The organism is Vibrio sp. PID23_8 (genome assembly GCF_003584965.1).
Lineage (GTDB): Bacteria > Pseudomonadota > Gammaproteobacteria > Enterobacterales > Vibrionaceae > Vibrio.
In genome coordinates, this window is record NZ_LIXE01000012.1 from 57,844 (window position 1) to 73,331 (window position 15,488).

General features: G+C 45.4%; 15 protein-coding genes. 2 read left to right on the forward strand and 13 right to left on the reverse strand.

The window, feature by feature from the left end; translation table 11 throughout:
* Positions 1-60: 60 nt before the first annotated feature.
* The 13 genes from AK966_RS16675 to AK966_RS16735 form a co-directional block, all read right to left on the reverse strand.
* Positions 61-294 carry an MSHA biogenesis protein MshA gene (locus tag AK966_RS16675; protein WP_119464567.1) on the reverse strand — a complete coding sequence of 78 codons (234 nt, stop codon included), beginning with the start codon at positions 292-294 and terminating at the stop codon, positions 61-63.
* An 81-nt stretch (positions 295-375) separates the two neighbouring features.
* Positions 376-837 carry a type II secretion system protein gene (locus tag AK966_RS16680; RefSeq protein ID WP_099080120.1) on the reverse strand — a complete coding sequence of 154 codons (462 nt, stop codon included), beginning with the start codon at positions 835-837 and terminating at the stop codon, positions 376-378.
* Positions 838-1,127: 290 nt separating this feature from the next.
* Positions 1,128-1,589, reverse strand: coding sequence for an MSHA biogenesis protein MshF (locus AK966_RS16685; RefSeq protein WP_119464568.1), 462 nt, complete (start codon positions 1,587-1,589; stop codon positions 1,128-1,130).
* 3 nt (positions 1,590-1,592) lie between these two features.
* A complete protein-coding gene (locus AK966_RS16690; RefSeq protein WP_119464569.1) occupies positions 1,593-2,816 on the reverse strand; it encodes a type II secretion system F family protein in 1,224 nt (407 codons plus the stop codon).
* 8 nt (positions 2,817-2,824) lie between these two features.
* Positions 2,825-4,549 carry a GspE/PulE family protein gene (locus AK966_RS16695; protein WP_119464570.1) on the reverse strand — a complete coding sequence of 575 codons (1,725 nt, stop codon included), beginning with the start codon at positions 4,547-4,549 and terminating at the stop codon, positions 2,825-2,827.
* A complete protein-coding gene (locus AK966_RS16700; protein WP_119464571.1) occupies positions 4,546-5,652 on the reverse strand; it encodes a lipopolysaccharide assembly protein LapB in 1,107 nt (368 codons plus the stop codon). Before AK966_RS16700 ends, AK966_RS16695 begins: the two co-directional genes overlap by 4 nt.
* Entirely contained in the window at positions 5,637-6,482 is an 846-nt protein-coding gene (locus AK966_RS16705) for an ExeA family protein (protein WP_119464572.1), read from the reverse strand. Before AK966_RS16705 ends, AK966_RS16700 begins: the two co-directional genes overlap by 16 nt.
* Before the next feature lie 43 nt (positions 6,483-6,525).
* Positions 6,526-8,157: a pilus (MSHA type) biogenesis protein MshL gene (mshL, locus tag AK966_RS16710; RefSeq protein ID WP_119464573.1), complete on the reverse strand. Its 1,632-nt coding sequence runs from the start codon at positions 8,155-8,157 to the stop codon at positions 6,526-6,528.
* A 20-nt stretch (positions 8,158-8,177) separates the two neighbouring features.
* Positions 8,178-8,510: an MSHA biogenesis protein MshK gene (locus AK966_RS16715; RefSeq protein WP_172438149.1), complete on the reverse strand. Its 333-nt coding sequence runs from the start codon at positions 8,508-8,510 to the stop codon at positions 8,178-8,180.
* The gene (gene gspM / locus AK966_RS16720; protein ID WP_099080113.1) at positions 8,503-9,153 is read right to left on the reverse strand and encodes a type II secretion system protein GspM; all 651 of its coding nucleotides are present in this window, start codon (positions 9,151-9,153) and stop codon (positions 8,503-8,505) included. The genes AK966_RS16715 and gspM overlap by 8 nt, the downstream gene beginning before the upstream one ends.
* Positions 9,150-10,595 (reverse strand): PilN domain-containing protein, encoded by a 1,446-nt coding sequence (locus AK966_RS16725; protein WP_119464574.1) that lies wholly within the window; start codon positions 10,593-10,595, stop codon positions 9,150-9,152. Before AK966_RS16725 ends, gspM begins: the two co-directional genes overlap by 4 nt.
* 14 nt (positions 10,596-10,609) lie before the next feature.
* Positions 10,610-12,616, reverse strand: a complete 2,007-nt coding sequence (csrD, locus tag AK966_RS16730; RefSeq protein ID WP_099080111.1) for an RNase E specificity factor CsrD — start codon at positions 12,614-12,616, stop codon at positions 10,610-10,612.
* A gap of 307 nt (positions 12,617-12,923) precedes the next feature.
* Positions 12,924-13,454 (reverse strand): single-stranded DNA-binding protein, encoded by a 531-nt coding sequence (locus AK966_RS16735; protein ID WP_099080110.1) that lies wholly within the window; start codon positions 13,452-13,454, stop codon positions 12,924-12,926.
* 276 nt (positions 13,455-13,730) lie between these two features.
* Between AK966_RS16735 and AK966_RS16740 the strand changes: the two genes are divergently transcribed.
* Entirely contained in the window at positions 13,731-14,375 is a 645-nt protein-coding gene (locus AK966_RS16740; protein WP_099080109.1) for a LuxR C-terminal-related transcriptional regulator, read from the forward strand.
* Between the two features lie 124 nt (positions 14,376-14,499).
* The gene (gene galU, locus AK966_RS16745) at positions 14,500-15,372 is read left to right on the forward strand and encodes a UTP--glucose-1-phosphate uridylyltransferase GalU (RefSeq protein ID WP_099080108.1); all 873 of its coding nucleotides are present in this window, start codon (positions 14,500-14,502) and stop codon (positions 15,370-15,372) included.
* The last annotated feature ends 116 nt before the right edge of the window (positions 15,373-15,488 follow it).

Genomic DNA, 15,488 nt, shown 5'->3' on the forward strand with positions numbered 1-15,488 from the left:
AGGCTTACAAAGCTTAAGCATGAAGTGTGAGTACGCGTGTAAATCGTAACTGCTAGTCTGCTAGTGACGCTCACCCTTTGCGCGTTCAAGCTCTTCCTCAATACGATCGTAAGTTTTTTTGTTACTCAGCGATTCCGAAACATGTTGTGCTTTTTGCTTAGTGACTTCCCACTGCGCCTCAACCTGCTCAGATTCAAAACTGATAAATCTTGGTAATACCACATAGCCAACCACACCGAGGAGGATTAAAACCACTGCGAACTCAACAGAGCTCAAGCCGGAGGATGTACGCATATTCAGTATTCCGAGATTAACCAGAATGAGGAAGAACAAGGCCAGACTGGCTGGCCTCAACCAATTTAGTTTAACTAAGGGTTAGTCACACTCAGTATCACCCTCACCTGGAATAACAACTTCCACTTTAGCGGCATCGTTCGCTGTACCTTCAGTGTATTTAACACAAGATTTTGAATAACCATCAATACCAAAACGGATAACTGTATCTGTAGGAGTTCCTTTAACAACCCAATCCTCACTCAACCCATCAACTACCAAGCCAAGAGCTTGAGATGTTGCTTCTGGATAACCCCATACTAGATTCAAAGTGCTAGTACCAATTGAAATTGCACCAGTATCTCCCTCTTGACCTGCAATAGCTGCTTTACCATAAGTAATGCCAGCCGCGCCAACCATTGCACCTTTCAGACCTTCAAGTGTCGAGTTACGCGCATCATCTTGCAGGTTAAGGAAACGTGGCGCTGCCGTCACCGCTAGAATGCCTAGGATCACAATAACCACTACCAACTCGATAAGGGTAAAACCACCTTGTCTTTTCATTGTTTTTTCTCTCTATGTAAGCATGCAGTGTGACTGCAAATTTTATCGGTCACGTGACCATTTTTTTAGATAATGCTAAAACGGAATAACGCCTCACCCTACTTTGTTGAATTGGCAAGATGAGCGCTTTCTCTACCGCTTGAGCAAAATGACGATTCGTCATTATTCATTCAAAGCATGACAAAAAGTAAACATGGTAAATTTACTTTTTATTACAACCTTTTTCTTATGGTAATACTTGGATTATACTAACTTTACTGGTCATTTGTAGCGCTAAAGTGCCAAAAAATTCACTCCGCCAGCCTTTTGACGCTCAATTTCAAGTAGTTATTACTCGAATTAACTACAATTTTATAACCATTTTCGTAAGCATAGTCACACAGAAAATGATTACTTTTAACCACACCACGAGTTTCCAACAACTCACTCGACATAATGCTACGTTGTGGAAAGTGCACCGTCAGCCAATAGTCACAATCGAGCGCTCCGCCAGCGACAAAAGGTGAGACTAACCCTTCGTCCGTCATTAGCAGCTCAAAACCATCCATCGACAGTGTTTTGGGCTCACCATTGAGTAACCATGCGTGGCGATAACGCAGGACGCTATCTTGCATCCAAGCCTTAGCCATATTGACACCGGTCGCTTGGCCTTGCTGCTCAATTGGTTTGAGGTTATAAATCAAAGCAACAAGCAGAATGACCACCACGAATCCACCAAGAATGGCCGACGCCCTTGTTTGGTTTTCAACCACGCATTAGCCGCCTTTGATAATGTCTAACATTCCCCACATTGGTAAGAAAATACCAAGCGCCAACACCATTACCATGCCGGCCACAATAACCAAAAGTAATGGTTCAATTCTAGCCGTGAGAGTTTTAAGATCATAATCTACCTCTCGGTCATAAAAATCCGAGACTTCCAGCAATAATTCATCAATTCGCCCCGTCTCTTCACCGACCGCGATCATCTGTATCACTAACGGGGTAAATATTTTGCTGTTGATAGCGGTAACCGAAATAGTGCTGCCCGCCTCAATAGAGGCTTTCATTTCCAAAATTCGATTTTCTAAAAACTTGTTACCCAAGGCTTCACCAGCCAATGCCAAAGACTGATTCAGTGGCACACCCGATTTAAGCATCAAAGAAAAAGTGCGAGCAAAACGGGACAATTGTGCTCGGTTGACGATGTCCCCGACTATTGGTAAATGCAGGCGGAACTTATCGAACCGCTCCAGCCCATCCGCAGTTGCAACCCATGCCTGAAATGCAAAAAAAGCACCGACCATGGTCACGATCAGCATGCCCCAATAGTTAACGAAAAAGTTGGATGTGGCGATCAGAATACGCGTCGGTAATGGCAACTCGACTCCAAAGCGGGTAAACATAGAGGCGAATTCCGGAATTACCAAAATGTTGAGAATAAACATCGCAATGGTAATAAACACGATCACAAAGGTCGGATAACGCATTGCCGCTTTGATCCGTTTTCGCGTCTCCAATTCCTGCTCGTAATAGTTAGCAAGCTGCAATAACGCCTCATCTAAACGACCCGTGTTCTCACCGACATTGATCATCGAGACAAATAGCGGGCTAAAGACTTTAGTGTGCGGCTGCATCGATGCCGATAGACCTCGACCGTTACTGAGTTCGGACACGACGTCTTCAAGTGCGTCTTTTAGCTGTTTGTTTTCACAGTTTTGCAGCAGACCGCGCATAGAGCGCAGCAGCGGCACCCCCGCTTTAGTTAGACTGAACAGTTGACGAGAAAACAGAATAATCACTTCCAGCGGAATGGCCGGTACGAGCAGCTTTGACAAGCTCACCTTGTTCTTAATCGCTTCTTTTTCTAAACGCAGGTTTAGCGGGATGATCCCTTTATTCATCAACGCCTCAGCCGCCGCCTCTGAGTTGACCGCATCCACTTTGCCACTGGTTGGCTTGCCGTCCAAAGAACGGCCTTGATAACGAAAAGTTGGCATTCACTTACCTACATCAAAATCGGGGCTAATTGACCAGAAGCATCACCCTCACCAAGCGCCATCACTTCATCCAAACTCACGATTCCCTGCAACGCCAACTCCATCGCCGATGCCAAAAGCGGCTTGTAATTTGGAGAACGACGCGCCACTTGTGCAAACCCGACCGCATCATTAGCACGCAGCTTATCCATCATGTCTTGTTCAAGTTCGAGTATTTCAAAAACACCAACTCGGCCGCGATAACCCGTCATGTTGCAGTTTTGGCAACCATTACCTCGATGGAATACAGTTCCAACTTGATTCGGGAACCGTTCAGCTAGCCATTGCTGACGAGCGCCATCTAACACATCCGTCGTTTTGCAATCAGTACAAATTCGGCGCACAAGTCGCTGAGCCACCACGGCGCGAACCGCACTTGCCACCAAGTAACCAGGCGCGCCCATGTCAATCATACGTAATGCACTTTCGATCGCATCATTGGTATGTAAGGTACTCAGAACCAAATGCCCTGTCAGGGCTGCTCGCAAGCCGATTTCAACCGTTTCTTGGTCACGCATCTCACCGATAAGAATAATGTCCGGGTCTTGGCGTAGAAAGGTGCGCAGCACACGAGAAAAAGTCAGGTCGATCTTACTGTTTATTTGAACCTGAGTAATACGCGGTAAACGATACTCTACAGGGTCTTCTGCAGTAATGATCTTTTTGCCCGGGTCATTGAGCTCACTCAATGCGCCGTAAAGCGTCGTGGTTTTACCCGAGCCCGTAGGTCCGGTCACCAAGATCATGCCGTGCGGACGCGAGAGCTGGCGACGTAAGCGCGCCAGTAAATCAGGTGGTAAACCAGAGTCTTCCAGTTTGCGTAAACCGGAAGATTGGTTAAGCAAGCGCATCACCACTGACTCACCGTATTGGGTTGGTAGTGTCGACATACGAATATCGACCGATTGGCCACGCACTTTGATATTGAATCGACCATCTTGTGGTAAACGCTTTTCAGAAATATCTAAGTGCGCCATCAGCTTTAAACGCAACACTAAAGCAGGGGCTACTTTAACTTCATTGAGGATCGTCTCATGCAATATCCCATCAACGCGCTGACGCAAACGCAACACCTTGTCATCTGGCTCGATATGAATGTCTGACGCGCCAACTTGCACCGCATCTTCAAACATCGAGTTAACCAGTTTCACTACCGTGACGTCTTCACTGTCGCTTTCATCAATACCGTAGTTAAATCCCTCAACGTCTTGGTGCTCCGCTTGCAACTGCTCTGCAAAAGAGGCGATTTCTTGGGTTCGGCGATAGTAACGGTCAAAGCTTTCAATCAACTGACGTTCTGGTGCGATGATAAACTCTAGGTTGTATTGACCAAGTAAGTTCATCAACGATTCTTGGATAAATAGGTCGGCAGGATCACTCATGGCAACACGCAACGTGTCGTCATTTTTTGCCACCACCAACGCGCGCAAACGGCGGGCATGCACTTCAGGAAGGATCGGCACAACATCCGCATCAACAGGAGCGCGGCTTAGATCAATCAAAGGCAAGGCCAATTGCTGAGACAAAAATTCCAACATCTGCTTTTCTGTAATAAAGCCGAGGTCAATCAAGGCATCGCCAAGCTTCTGTCCGGTACTTCGCTGTGCCGATAATGCCTGCTGAATTTGCTCTTCTGAGACAATGCCTTCTTCTACTAACAGATCGCCTAAGCGTTTTCTCAACTGAATTTTCATTGTGCACTCTCCAGTTGCTTTAAAAGATTCAAGCGATCACGAATGAAAGCTTGTGATTGATTTGAGATGCCGACTTTTCCAAGCGCTTGTTGGTATGAGTCAATTGCGGATTGAAACGCCAATGCTCGCTCTTGCTGAATCGCAAGCCCCAACCACCAGCGAGCGTTTTCAGGTTCTCGCGAGGTAAGCAGCTGATAGCTTTCCAATGCAATCTCATTCTGTTTTTGCTTTTGTGCTAATGCTGCTCGCATGGCTAAATAGTCACGACTTGGCGCAGGCGGCATATGAACGAGAGGGCTCAGTGCCGCTTCAAGTTGTTCCGCTTTAACCAATAATTTAGATAACGCCAAGCGCAAAACCTGGTTATTCCTATCTAAGTTGATCCCCGCTTGAAGGATATCGTACGCTTCGCGTGTATCGCCTTTGCCAAAATAGAGCGCCGCCAATTTCTGACGCGCTTCAACGTTGGTCGGTTGATAACGTAATGCCTCATTAAATGCCGCCAATGCACTCTTCATATCATTGGCATCCATTGCCTTATCAGCACGAACCAACGCTTTTTCAGCCAACTGTTGAGGTGTCAATTCTACCTGCTCAATACGCATTGAACTCGACGGCGTTGAGGCCGATGGAGCACTCGGCAGCGGGATAACCTTGGCTAGCAGTACAGGGGGGGGCACTTGGCGTGGTTCGGTATCATGCAACGCTTTATCCGCCAGCAGCTTCTGATGAACATCTTCAACCTTCACCTCAGGCTGTGGAGATTCCACTCGCTTGGTATAAATGACGTTATCCAGTTTAGGCGTCGCTTTGCTAGTTGGTGACTCACTCACCTTGGTCAAGGTGGTGACAGGCACGTTGACAGATTCCGGAGCTCTTACTGCCAAGGTAGGAACGGAAACCCTGTCTTGCTCTGCGAAAGTTGGTTCTTGAGACACTGCCCACCCACCAACCGCGAGGCTTAATGAAAAGCCCCCTACCAGCCAAAGCCACGGCTTATTCTTCGATACACACGGAACTTCTGCTTTAATTAGCGCAGAAGGCGATTCTTTTTCAGCAAGTTCTGATAATGCTTTATTGATAGCACTCAAGGCTGACTCCATCCCCAAAATACGGGGGTTTTAAACTTAGGTTTTCGGGCGTCAAACGTATCGTGAATCGCCACATAAACGTGATGATTTTTCAAAAAGCTGCAACGATCATTAAACGCGGAAAGTAGAGCTTTATGACTGATCTGATTTATCAGGCGTGGGATCCCCATTGCAGAGCGCCAAATTGCCTTTTTCTGCTCGATTGAGAAAATATGGGCACCATTTCCGGCTTTATCTAAGCGATTGTTGATATAAGCGACCCCTTCATCAATCGAAAGAGGACGAAGTTGACAACTGAAGGTTATCCGCTGACGAAACTGCCTTAACTCATGGGTTCCTAATCGCTCATCGAGTTCTGGCTGACCGAACAACACCAGTTGAATCAACTTGTGTTGCTCCGTTTCTAAGTTACCAAATAGCCTCAATGTTTCTAGCGCCTCAGCAGACAGCACCTGCGCCTCATCGACAATCAATACCGTTCTCTTACCGCTTGAGTGAACCTGAATTAAATGCTCTTGAATAAGAGAAACAATACACAGCGGATTACACTCTTCAATTCCCAACTCTCTCGCAACAGCAAACTGAAGTTGCTCGCCACTCAGTGCCGGATTAGGCAAATAAACGAGTTCAACTTGCGATTCGATTTGTTCAATCAGCTTACGGCACACCATGGTTTTTCCGGTGCCTACCTCACCGGTGACCTTGATCACTCCCTCACCCATTTTCACCGCTGCCAAGATGGTTTGGATGGCTTCATAATGAGGCTCCAACCCCAAAAACATGCCCGTATTTGGCGTCAAAGAAAAAGGTTGGATCCGGAATCCGAAATGCGACAAGTACATAAGCTAATCACAACGCCATGGCAAAATACGACTCCCGTGCGCTTTACTGAGCGTCAGGGAACCACTCTTGTAGCAAATCACGCGAGCGTTCTAACTCTTTTTGCCACGTATTTACCCCAACCACGGTAGGTTTAAGTAAAATCACCAGTTCGGTTTTCTCTGTTACGTTATTCACGTTACGGAATAAATGACCTAATGCTGGTACGTCTCCTAGGAATGGAACCTTTGAAACAAGCTCACGATTTTGCTGTTTCATCAAGCCGCCAATCACAACCACATCGCCATTTTTCGCGCGAATCACGGAATCTGACTCTCGAATCGAGCTTTTTGCCAAAGGCAGTTGGATATTCTGGAAATCGCCACCTAAATTGAGCCGCTTCACCTCTTCTTCCACTTCGATAACTGCCGGGTGGACATGCAGAAATACATTACCTTGGTCATCAATTTGAGGCGTAACATCGAGAGAAATCCCCGAGAAGAACGGGGTCAATTCTACTTCAGGTACAGCATTAGAGTATTCACCGTTACCAACGTTACTTGAAAGCTCAGTAACAAAATACTCATCGGTACCCACTTTGATAACCGATTTCTGGTTATTCGCGGCGGTAATACGCGGGCTAGAAAGCACATTCAAGTCACCTTGAGTCGACATGAAACTCAGTACGGTTTCAAAATTGCCATCCGAAATTGTCACATTGGTTTGACCGCCCAATAGTGAGCCAATCGCATCCAATGGCGGTAATGCTGATGCCGCTCTCTCCACCACTATACTGCCTGAATTGCCAATCGATGCTGTCATATCAGACCAGTTGATTCCTTGCTGATAACCGTCGCTCAAAGTCACTTCTAAAATCTTCGCTTCAAGGATCACCTGACGCTGCATACGCTCTTGAGAGACACCTAAGAACTCACGCACTTCACGGATTTCATCAGGAAAAGCACGAACCACAATCACACTGGCTTGCGGCGTCACCACCACACTTTGTCCCTTTCCGGACCCTATCAGGTTTGCGACCGCTTGTTGCAACATTGGCCAAAAATCACTTTCGGTAATGGTTTCAATCCGCGTGCCACCCGTCGATGTGGTTGAACTATCACTCGAGTTTGAGTTGGATGAATCTGAATCATTTGAGCTACCACCAGAACTCGATGTTCCGGCAGAGGTGACAGAGCCAGTAACGATGCTCGTCAACGAGCGACCCGAGCGCTTAAACTGCAGGTAATCAACCGGAATGGTTACCGTGCGCATACCTGCTGGATATACTTGAATCACTTTGCCTGACTTCACCACGTCGTAACCATACATATCTTGCACGACGCGCAGTACTTCATCCAATGTCACATCAGAAAGGTTGACGGTGACGTTACCTTGTACAGCAGGGTGAATAGCGACGCTGTACTCAGTACCTTTGACCAATGAAGTAAAGAAACTGCGCGCTTCGACCGCATTCGCTTGAATAATAAAACGCTTCAACATGCCTTGCCCTGATGCCACATTGCTCTCTAGATTAGGCATTAAATCGGCTTCTACTGAAGATGGGAGCTCTTCAAGCGCGCGACTGTTTGCTTGATTAATAGATTCGTTGAGAGCTTGCTTCACTTCAACTGGGTCGCGGTGTCCCATTGAACATCCCATTAAGGAAGCAATTGTTATTCCTACCACTAATTTGCGCATATCTGATCAGGCTCTGGTTATTATTTTTTTACGTTCAAACCAAAAAGCGCGAGCTTCCACTGGCGGTCACCACGCTTTAACGTTACAAATTCACTGTTAATTCTTACAACACGATAGCCATTGAACAGTGCTCCCTGTTCAACAATTCGGTTATTTAAAGTAGCAATACATTCTGTGCTGGATTGGCACACAATGCTGTTGAGTGTTGGCAAGCGATATTGCTTCACTCTTGACTTTGCTTTCGATTCAGCCACAGGCTTCTTCCAGCCTAATGGTGCCGTTGGGTCTTGATTCGCCCACCCCCCACCTGAAGCAACTATCAGCATCGCTGAAATAATGCGTTTTTTAACCACCGATAAACTCCTCTCGAGAACCTAACGTGTACACTTCTAACACCAGTTTCGCTTTTGGATACTCATCTACCTTGTAATTAAAACTGCGCCAGTAGTAACTCGTGGGCAAGCGCTCTAACTTAGAGAGGTAATTCAGTATCGAGAAGTAATCCCCCATCAGTTCCATACGCACAGGATGTACGTAATAACCAGAGTATTGCGACGCTTCTTTGCTTTCAGTAATCGGTTCTGCAGGTAAGGTCTTTAGCGACAACAAATAAATTCCACTTTGTTGTTCAAGCACGCTTTCAAGTAGTTCTGCCATTTGAGAAGGCGTAATTAAATGCTCAATAATCTCAGACAATTGCAGAGAAAGGTACTGACTCTCTGCCAATAGATCAGAAATGTCTTGATCAATTTCCGCATTCGGGTCTTTCTTCAATTGCGCTTGAATGCGTAAAATATCAATTTCTGTTTTTTGATTGGTCAACTTCAAGTTGCTTAGTCGCTTATCATTACTGGAAATTTCCTTTAGTTTTGGCTCCAAAACCAAAGTAAACAGCAGCATCACGATTGCAACTAAACCACACAGTGCAACCAGCACTTTTTCACGTGCGCTCATTTCATCAAAGCGTTCTTCCAATGAGAGCCAAAATTCCTTCATTGCTCTTTATCTCCGCGCGTCTTCAACTCAAAGGTCACTACGTTTTCATCATTACGTCCAATCGTCACATCATCGAATGTTCGACCAATTAAACTGATCTCATTTTTAAATTGGCGAACCCAATTAGGAACGGCACTTGGTGACCTGGCTAACCCTTTCAAGTCAAGCGTATCATTATTGATATCGATTTCTGACAGTGAAATATTATTACTGCCCAATTTAGCTAAAGACTGCATCACCCCAGAGTAACCCGTACGCTGAGAGTCATCATATTTACCTACTGCTTTCATTGAATCGCGTTTTGCTTTGACTTCTCGCTCAAGACGCACTTTCGCCGCTAACTTGTTTGTGTCAGGCTGATGCTTACGAAGGCGAACTTGATAGCGCTCAAGCTCAGAGTTCAGGATATTGCCTTTGCTCTTCACAATCGCAATTTCATCTTCAACGCCATTACTTTGCCAAGTGACATAGCCGTATGAAAGAAGGATCATCGCAGCCGTTACTCCCCAAGAAATCGCCACATTTTTCAGTGTGAGAAGGTTCTTTTTCGGCTTTAGAAAGTCTGGGTATAAATTCACCCGTTGCGTAACAGCGTTTGCTGCCGTGTCAGCCAATAAATGCCCAGAGAGCTCATGCCCCCCCGGAAGCAGTGGTGATACTTTGGTGCTGAGGCGGTAATTGAGCGACTGGACTAACTCATTCTCGTCTTCCTCATCACAACACACTTTGAGTTGATGCAGTTGCACATGACGAAGCTGTGAAGAGAGGTAGTCAATCGAACGTTGTAACTCTAGCGAAAGACCGTCCATCTGCAGTTCGCTAGATGGAACCCCGGTTAATGGTGGTGTCACGCTGCGAATTGAACGATGGAAAGCAATGGTGTGATCAACAAAAGCACTGATTCGGAAGTGCCCACGTGTACTGTACTGCAATAACAAGAAGTTACCTAACTCACCCGCAGTATTACCCCAAACATCATCTTCAGGAACAATTGCGTCTAATGTTAGGTGTACTCGACTCGCCAGCAGAACGAGCTTATCTACAATTTTCCGAGACAACACATATGCCTGAATTTTATTCGAATTCGGCAGTTCTACGGCATCGGAAATAATGTCGATTGCACGTTCAGATATCAGTTCTTTCAACAAAAAAGGCAACGCTGAAGGCCACTCTTGACGCGGCATTGCGGGCTTGTCGATCTGATACATCTGATAGTAGTTATGCGAAAGTATCACCGTCAGAGAGTCATAAGCGCTTGCTGCAACACTTAATGCTTGCTCACAGGCTCGTTCCCAGTTTGATTCTGTAATGTCAATCTTAGATGGCCGACTGCGAGTCGCTGATGATGATAAATAAACGGCGTCTGGCTGGATCACCAAAAAGCACGTGCGATCACCGGCAGATGAGCGCTTGAGCTTGCCGAATACTGCTTTAAAATCCATGTTCATTATCTTTATTATTTCCGCCAGCGATTTCTTCTTCCCAACTTCACTTGAGATTCAGAATGAGAACTTTGCTTTGCCTGTGGACGAGGAAGGTACTGCTCCTCTGCGGAGAAATAACGCCCTTGGCCGCCATGAACCCCTAACTCAACCAGAGTATTTAGTTCATGCTTATTCTCAATTCCCACTGCTATTATTTTAGTTTTACTGTTTGCGGCCGCCCCCAACATACTACGGACAAACAGTTGGTTCTCATGTCTCTGGTCAATTTTGGCAACTAAACTGCGATGCAGCTTCAAGTACCTAATTTCCACTTCTTTTAAATAATGGGTGCTCACAATTGTTCGACCCGCCTGCCCAATCATGATCTGACATTCTAAGCCGGCCAACATTCTTACCGCTGGTCGCATAAAATCTAAGTGTTTTACGAATTGCGCCTCTACAAACTCAAATATCAGCGCCTGCCTTTGTTCTCGTGATAACTGCAAGAGTTCATAACGAAACCACTTGAAGTACTCTCTACTTCTAAAAGGAGTCACATTAAGGTTAAGGACATAACACTGAGTTCTATCGATGCTACCTTTAAAATCATTTAAGAATTTATTAATAACAGCTCGATCCATTTGCGCTTCATAACCGACTTGTCTTACCGCAGAGATAAAGCGGGAAGCCTTCACAATGCCATTTTCTGGGTCGTGAATTCGACAGGTTAATTCTTCATGCAGTGTCTGTTTATGCGCCGAATCACTTATCAAATAAGCAGATTGTGCGTAGATTATCACATTTTCAGATGTAAGCGCTGAATCAAATAGCGTACGCCACCTCACGCTACCGCGTACATTTTCATCATGATTCCACTTTTTAAACCGACTCCAGTTATTACTATTCTGTAACTGGGCACTACGAAGTGCGGTTTCTGCTTCATCAATGATTTGGCTGTGACGCTCGCCTTCTTTATACATGGTCATGCCAATGTGACACCAGTTTTCTGCATCTAATGGATACGGAGGGTGTAGTTTCTCTAATTGACGAATACACTGCGAGGCCAAATTCGCCACATCCTTTCCAGCATAGTGAGGAAGAAAAAGGGCAAAATCAGCATCGTAGTAACGAGAAAAGACGACTTCTGGAAAGCGTTGTACTAAGTTGGATAGCAGACCACCGACTTCAACGATAAACTCATCACACGTTTGTTTATCTTGCTCCTCTTCAACCAACTTCCAATCTTGAATGCGCACCAATAATACGGCCCCGCTTGCGCCACTCTCCAACAGCGCAGATTCAAGCTTGCTATCAAACAATACACGGTTAGCAGTGCCCGTTAACTTATCAAGGAAAGTTTGTGTCCGGATAAAGGTATCAAAGCGGCTGCGTTCTTGACGCGCGTCTTGAAGCTCTTCGATTAAAACATCCAGGGCCTCACTGGCAGTGTAAGGCCACTCTCTTTCATCACCTTTCGCATATTGTTCTACGCGACCAGCTAATATCATTCGGCCACGCTCTTCGAGCATTTCAGAGCCTGATAACTGCTCTTTTAGCCATGCGACACCACGCATTAAGCAAAAGATGATCAAAATAACGGCAAGCGTAATTGACCACAGCGCCTGCATTGAGTAGCCATAGCCTAGGTAAGGGGGAATCGCTTTGAAGTAGATGACATAATCTTGGTTATGAGTAAGTCGAAACTCTTGCTCAAATAAAACCGCATTATCCATCTTATGGGAAGTATCTTTAAAACGATAAACAACGGCGTTGTTGGTCGATAGTGTCATTTCGACGATGCTGCTCGCTTGCAGCATTTTTGGCATCCAACGCTGCATTGAATACGCGGCATCTGGATCTTCCATCTCTTTATCAACAACCTCGACGATCCCCTCCAAGTAATGGGTTAGATACTCTTGTCCTAGTCGTTTAAAAGAGAGGGTGCCACCGACAAACAAAATAAACATTGCGCAAATAACTATCATGGTGACAAATGCCACCAGACGCGTGCTTAACTTAAGAGTGGGGGTATACCTCATGAATGCCAAATCCCTTTTTTATTCATCATATACCTTATTGAATGACTTATACTTGATAAGCAATCAGTAAACAATCTGATTCGTTTGATTGTGAGAGTCTGAGGCGGAAAGTTATTGAGTTTCAAAACGCAATCTAAGCTCGAGTGAATCAACACTATGATGTTCATCTACCCGCGAATTCAAAGTCAAAACTCGCCCCTTTTACTAAGCTAGGTTGAGCAATGATTCACAGTAATGGGTATTGGTCATGCTTAACACATAAAAAAGCCGCGTATTCGCGGCCTTTCAAATTCAGAAGCAATGAAATTTAAAACGGAATATCGTCATCAAAATCCATTGGAGGCTCGTTGTATTGCTGCTGTGGCTGCTGCGGAGCCTGCTGCTGTTGCTTAGGGGCATTGTACTGCTGCTGGGCTGGCTGCTGAGGCTGTCCCCAACCACCTTGCTGCGGTTGCTGACCACCCATTGCTGGAGCGCCACCTTGAGCACGACCACCAAGCATTTGCATTACACCATTGAAGCCTTGAACAACAACCTCTGTTGTGTACTGATCTTGGCCTTGCTGGTTTTGCCATTTACGAGTCTGTAACTGACCTTCAATGTATACTTGCGAACCTTTACGAAGGTACTCGCCCGCGACTTCAGCTAGCTTGCCAAATAGCACAACACGGTGCCATTCTGTTTTTTCGCGCTGTTCGCCAGTCGCTTTATCACGCCATGAGTCTGAAGTAGCAATCGTAATGTTTGCTACTGCACCGCCATTAGGCATGTAACGAATTTCTGGGTCATTACCTAAATTTCCCACCAAGATAACTTTGTTAATTCCACGGCTGGCCATGATGTGCTCCGTTTCACTCTGGATATATAAAATTTTAGCGCATTAGAATAACACGCTTTGGTGAATTGATTAAAGCCTAATCCGAATGAGTTGTAACGGCAAAGCTCTGGCGTCTGAATCTCTATGCCCCCCCCTCACGTAGCATTTCTGATTCGCTTTGCAGACATCGTTTCCTGATCCTTTGAATCTCAACGCATTTTTTTGCCTGCCCTATAGCTCTTAGTAATCATTAATGACAACGTATTAACATTGTGTAAACTTTGGAGAGATTGGCGCGTGAAAAAATCGGCTTATGCGAGAAAACTGTTTCTGATTAGTATGGAAGAGCATGCAAAGAAGAAAGTTAATGCATTGGAGAGATACACCGATATCGACATTCCAGTGATCTCTACAGAGGCCTTAATGGAGGCGAGTCCAAAGCATCGCAACAAAATCTTACTGATAGACTTCAACGAGCATAAATCACTTATTCGAACGATTAAGAATCTGCCTTTGATTTGGAAAAACTTCGAAACGGTGGTGTTTAATGTCCCCAAGCGCTTAACTACGGATGAGTTGCTTACTTTCGGTCAATTGAAAGGCGTGTTCTATCAAGATGAGGCTATCGAGCTCATCGGAGAAGGCCTCAAAGGGATCATTAACGGGCAGAACTGGTTGCCAAGAAATGTCACGAGCCAATTGTTGCACTACTATCGCAATGTCATTAACACCCATACAGCACCTGCAACAGTGGATCTCACCATTAGAGAGTTACAGGTTCTACGCTGCCTTCAGGCTGGCTCCTCAAATAACCAAATGGCTGAAGAGTTATTCGTGAGTGAGTTCACCATTAAGTCGCATCTTTATCAGATTTTCAAAAAACTGTCAGTCAAAAACCGCGTCCAAGCGATTGCTTGGGCAGACCAAAACTTAATGTCGTAAGAATCAAGCTTGTTAGTTGGTCTAATTTCACACATTTCTCATACTTAGTTCATGATTATTCTGCGTGTCTCATGATAAAGTAGCGCGTAGATTCTTAAAAATGATAAGAAAGGATATTCCCCCAATGATTAAAAAATGTCTATTTCCTGCGGCAGGCTACGGTACGCGCTTCCTTCCAGCGACGAAGTCAATGCCAAAAGAGATGATGCCTGTTGTAAACAAGCCACTGATTGAATACGGCGTTGAAGAAGCGATTCAAGCAGGGATGAACGGCATGTGTATTGTAACAGGCCGTGGCAAGCACTCAATCATGGACCACTTCGATAAGAACTACGAACTTGAGCATCAGATCAGTGGAACCAATAAAGAAGAGCTGCTAGTAGACATTCGTGAGATCATTGACTCAGCCAACTTTACCTACATTCGCCAACGCGAAATGAAAGGCCTAGGCCATGCGATCTTGACTGGTCGTGAACTCGTTGGTGATGAGCCATTTGCCGTTGTTCTTGCTGATGACCTATGTGTCAATGAAGACGAAGGCGTATTGGCGCAAATGGTCACCCTGTTTAAACAGTTCCGTTGCTCAATTGTTGCCGTACAAGAAGTACCAGCAGAAGAAACGCACAAATATGGCGTTATTTCTGGTGAAATGATCAAAGACGATATCTACCGCGTTGATGACATGGTTGAGAAACCAGATCCAGGTACTGCACCAAGTAACCTAGCGATCATTGGCCGCTATATTCTCACACCCGATATTTTTGAGTTAATTGAAAATACCGAACCAGGCAAAGGCGGCGAAATCCAAATTACGGATGCGCTGCTCAAACAAGCCAAAGCGGGCTGTGTTCTGGCGTACAAATTCAAAGGTCAACGTTTTGACTGTGGTAGCGTAGAAGGCTACATCGAAGCAACTAACTACTGTTTCGAGCACCTCTATCTGAAAGATGAAAAGAAGTCAGAACTAGGTAAACACGCCACCAAAAAAGAAGCATAGCGCCTCCAGATAGAACAACTCAAAAAGCTCGGCACTTGCCGAGCTTTTTACTGTTTTTTTATCCAGTGCCTTCTTTGCACATTTCTCCGACTATGTAATACTTGCTTCACTTGGTG

Bases quoted from the DNA above. Each gene is read 5' to 3' on its own strand.
- csrD (WP_099080111.1), bottom strand. From the start codon at position 12,616: ATGAGGTATACCCCCACTCTTAAGTTAAGCACGCGTCTGGTGGCATTT.
- AK966_RS16735 (WP_099080110.1), bottom strand. From the start codon at position 13,454: ATGGCCAGCCGTGGAATTAACAAAGTTATCTTGGTGGGAAATTTAGGT.
- gspM (WP_099080113.1), bottom strand. From the start codon at position 9,153: ATGAAGGAATTTTGGCTCTCATTGGAAGAACGCTTTGATGAAATGAGC.
- AK966_RS16705 (WP_119464572.1), bottom strand. From the start codon at position 6,482: ATGTACTTGTCGCATTTCGGATTCCGGATCCAACCTTTTTCTTTGACG.
- AK966_RS16695 (WP_119464570.1), bottom strand. From the start codon at position 4,549: ATGAAAATTCAGTTGAGAAAACGCTTAGGCGATCTGTTAGTAGAAGAA.
- AK966_RS16690 (WP_119464569.1), bottom strand. From the start codon at position 2,816: ATGCCAACTTTTCGTTATCAAGGCCGTTCTTTGGACGGCAAGCCAACC.
- AK966_RS16700 (WP_119464571.1), bottom strand. From the start codon at position 5,652: ATGGAGTCAGCCTTGAGTGCTATCAATAAAGCATTATCAGAACTTGCT.
- AK966_RS16675 (WP_119464567.1), bottom strand. From the start codon at position 294: ATGCGTACATCCTCCGGCTTGAGCTCTGTTGAGTTCGCAGTGGTTTTA.
- AK966_RS16680 (WP_099080120.1), bottom strand. From the start codon at position 837: ATGAAAAGACAAGGTGGTTTTACCCTTATCGAGTTGGTAGTGGTTATT.
- AK966_RS16725 (WP_119464574.1), bottom strand. From the start codon at position 10,595: ATGGATTTTAAAGCAGTATTCGGCAAGCTCAAGCGCTCATCTGCCGGT.
- mshL (WP_119464573.1), bottom strand. From the start codon at position 8,157: ATGCGCAAATTAGTGGTAGGAATAACAATTGCTTCCTTAATGGGATGT.
- galU (WP_099080108.1), top strand. From the start codon at position 14,500: ATGATTAAAAAATGTCTATTTCCTGCGGCAGGCTACGGTACGCGCTTC.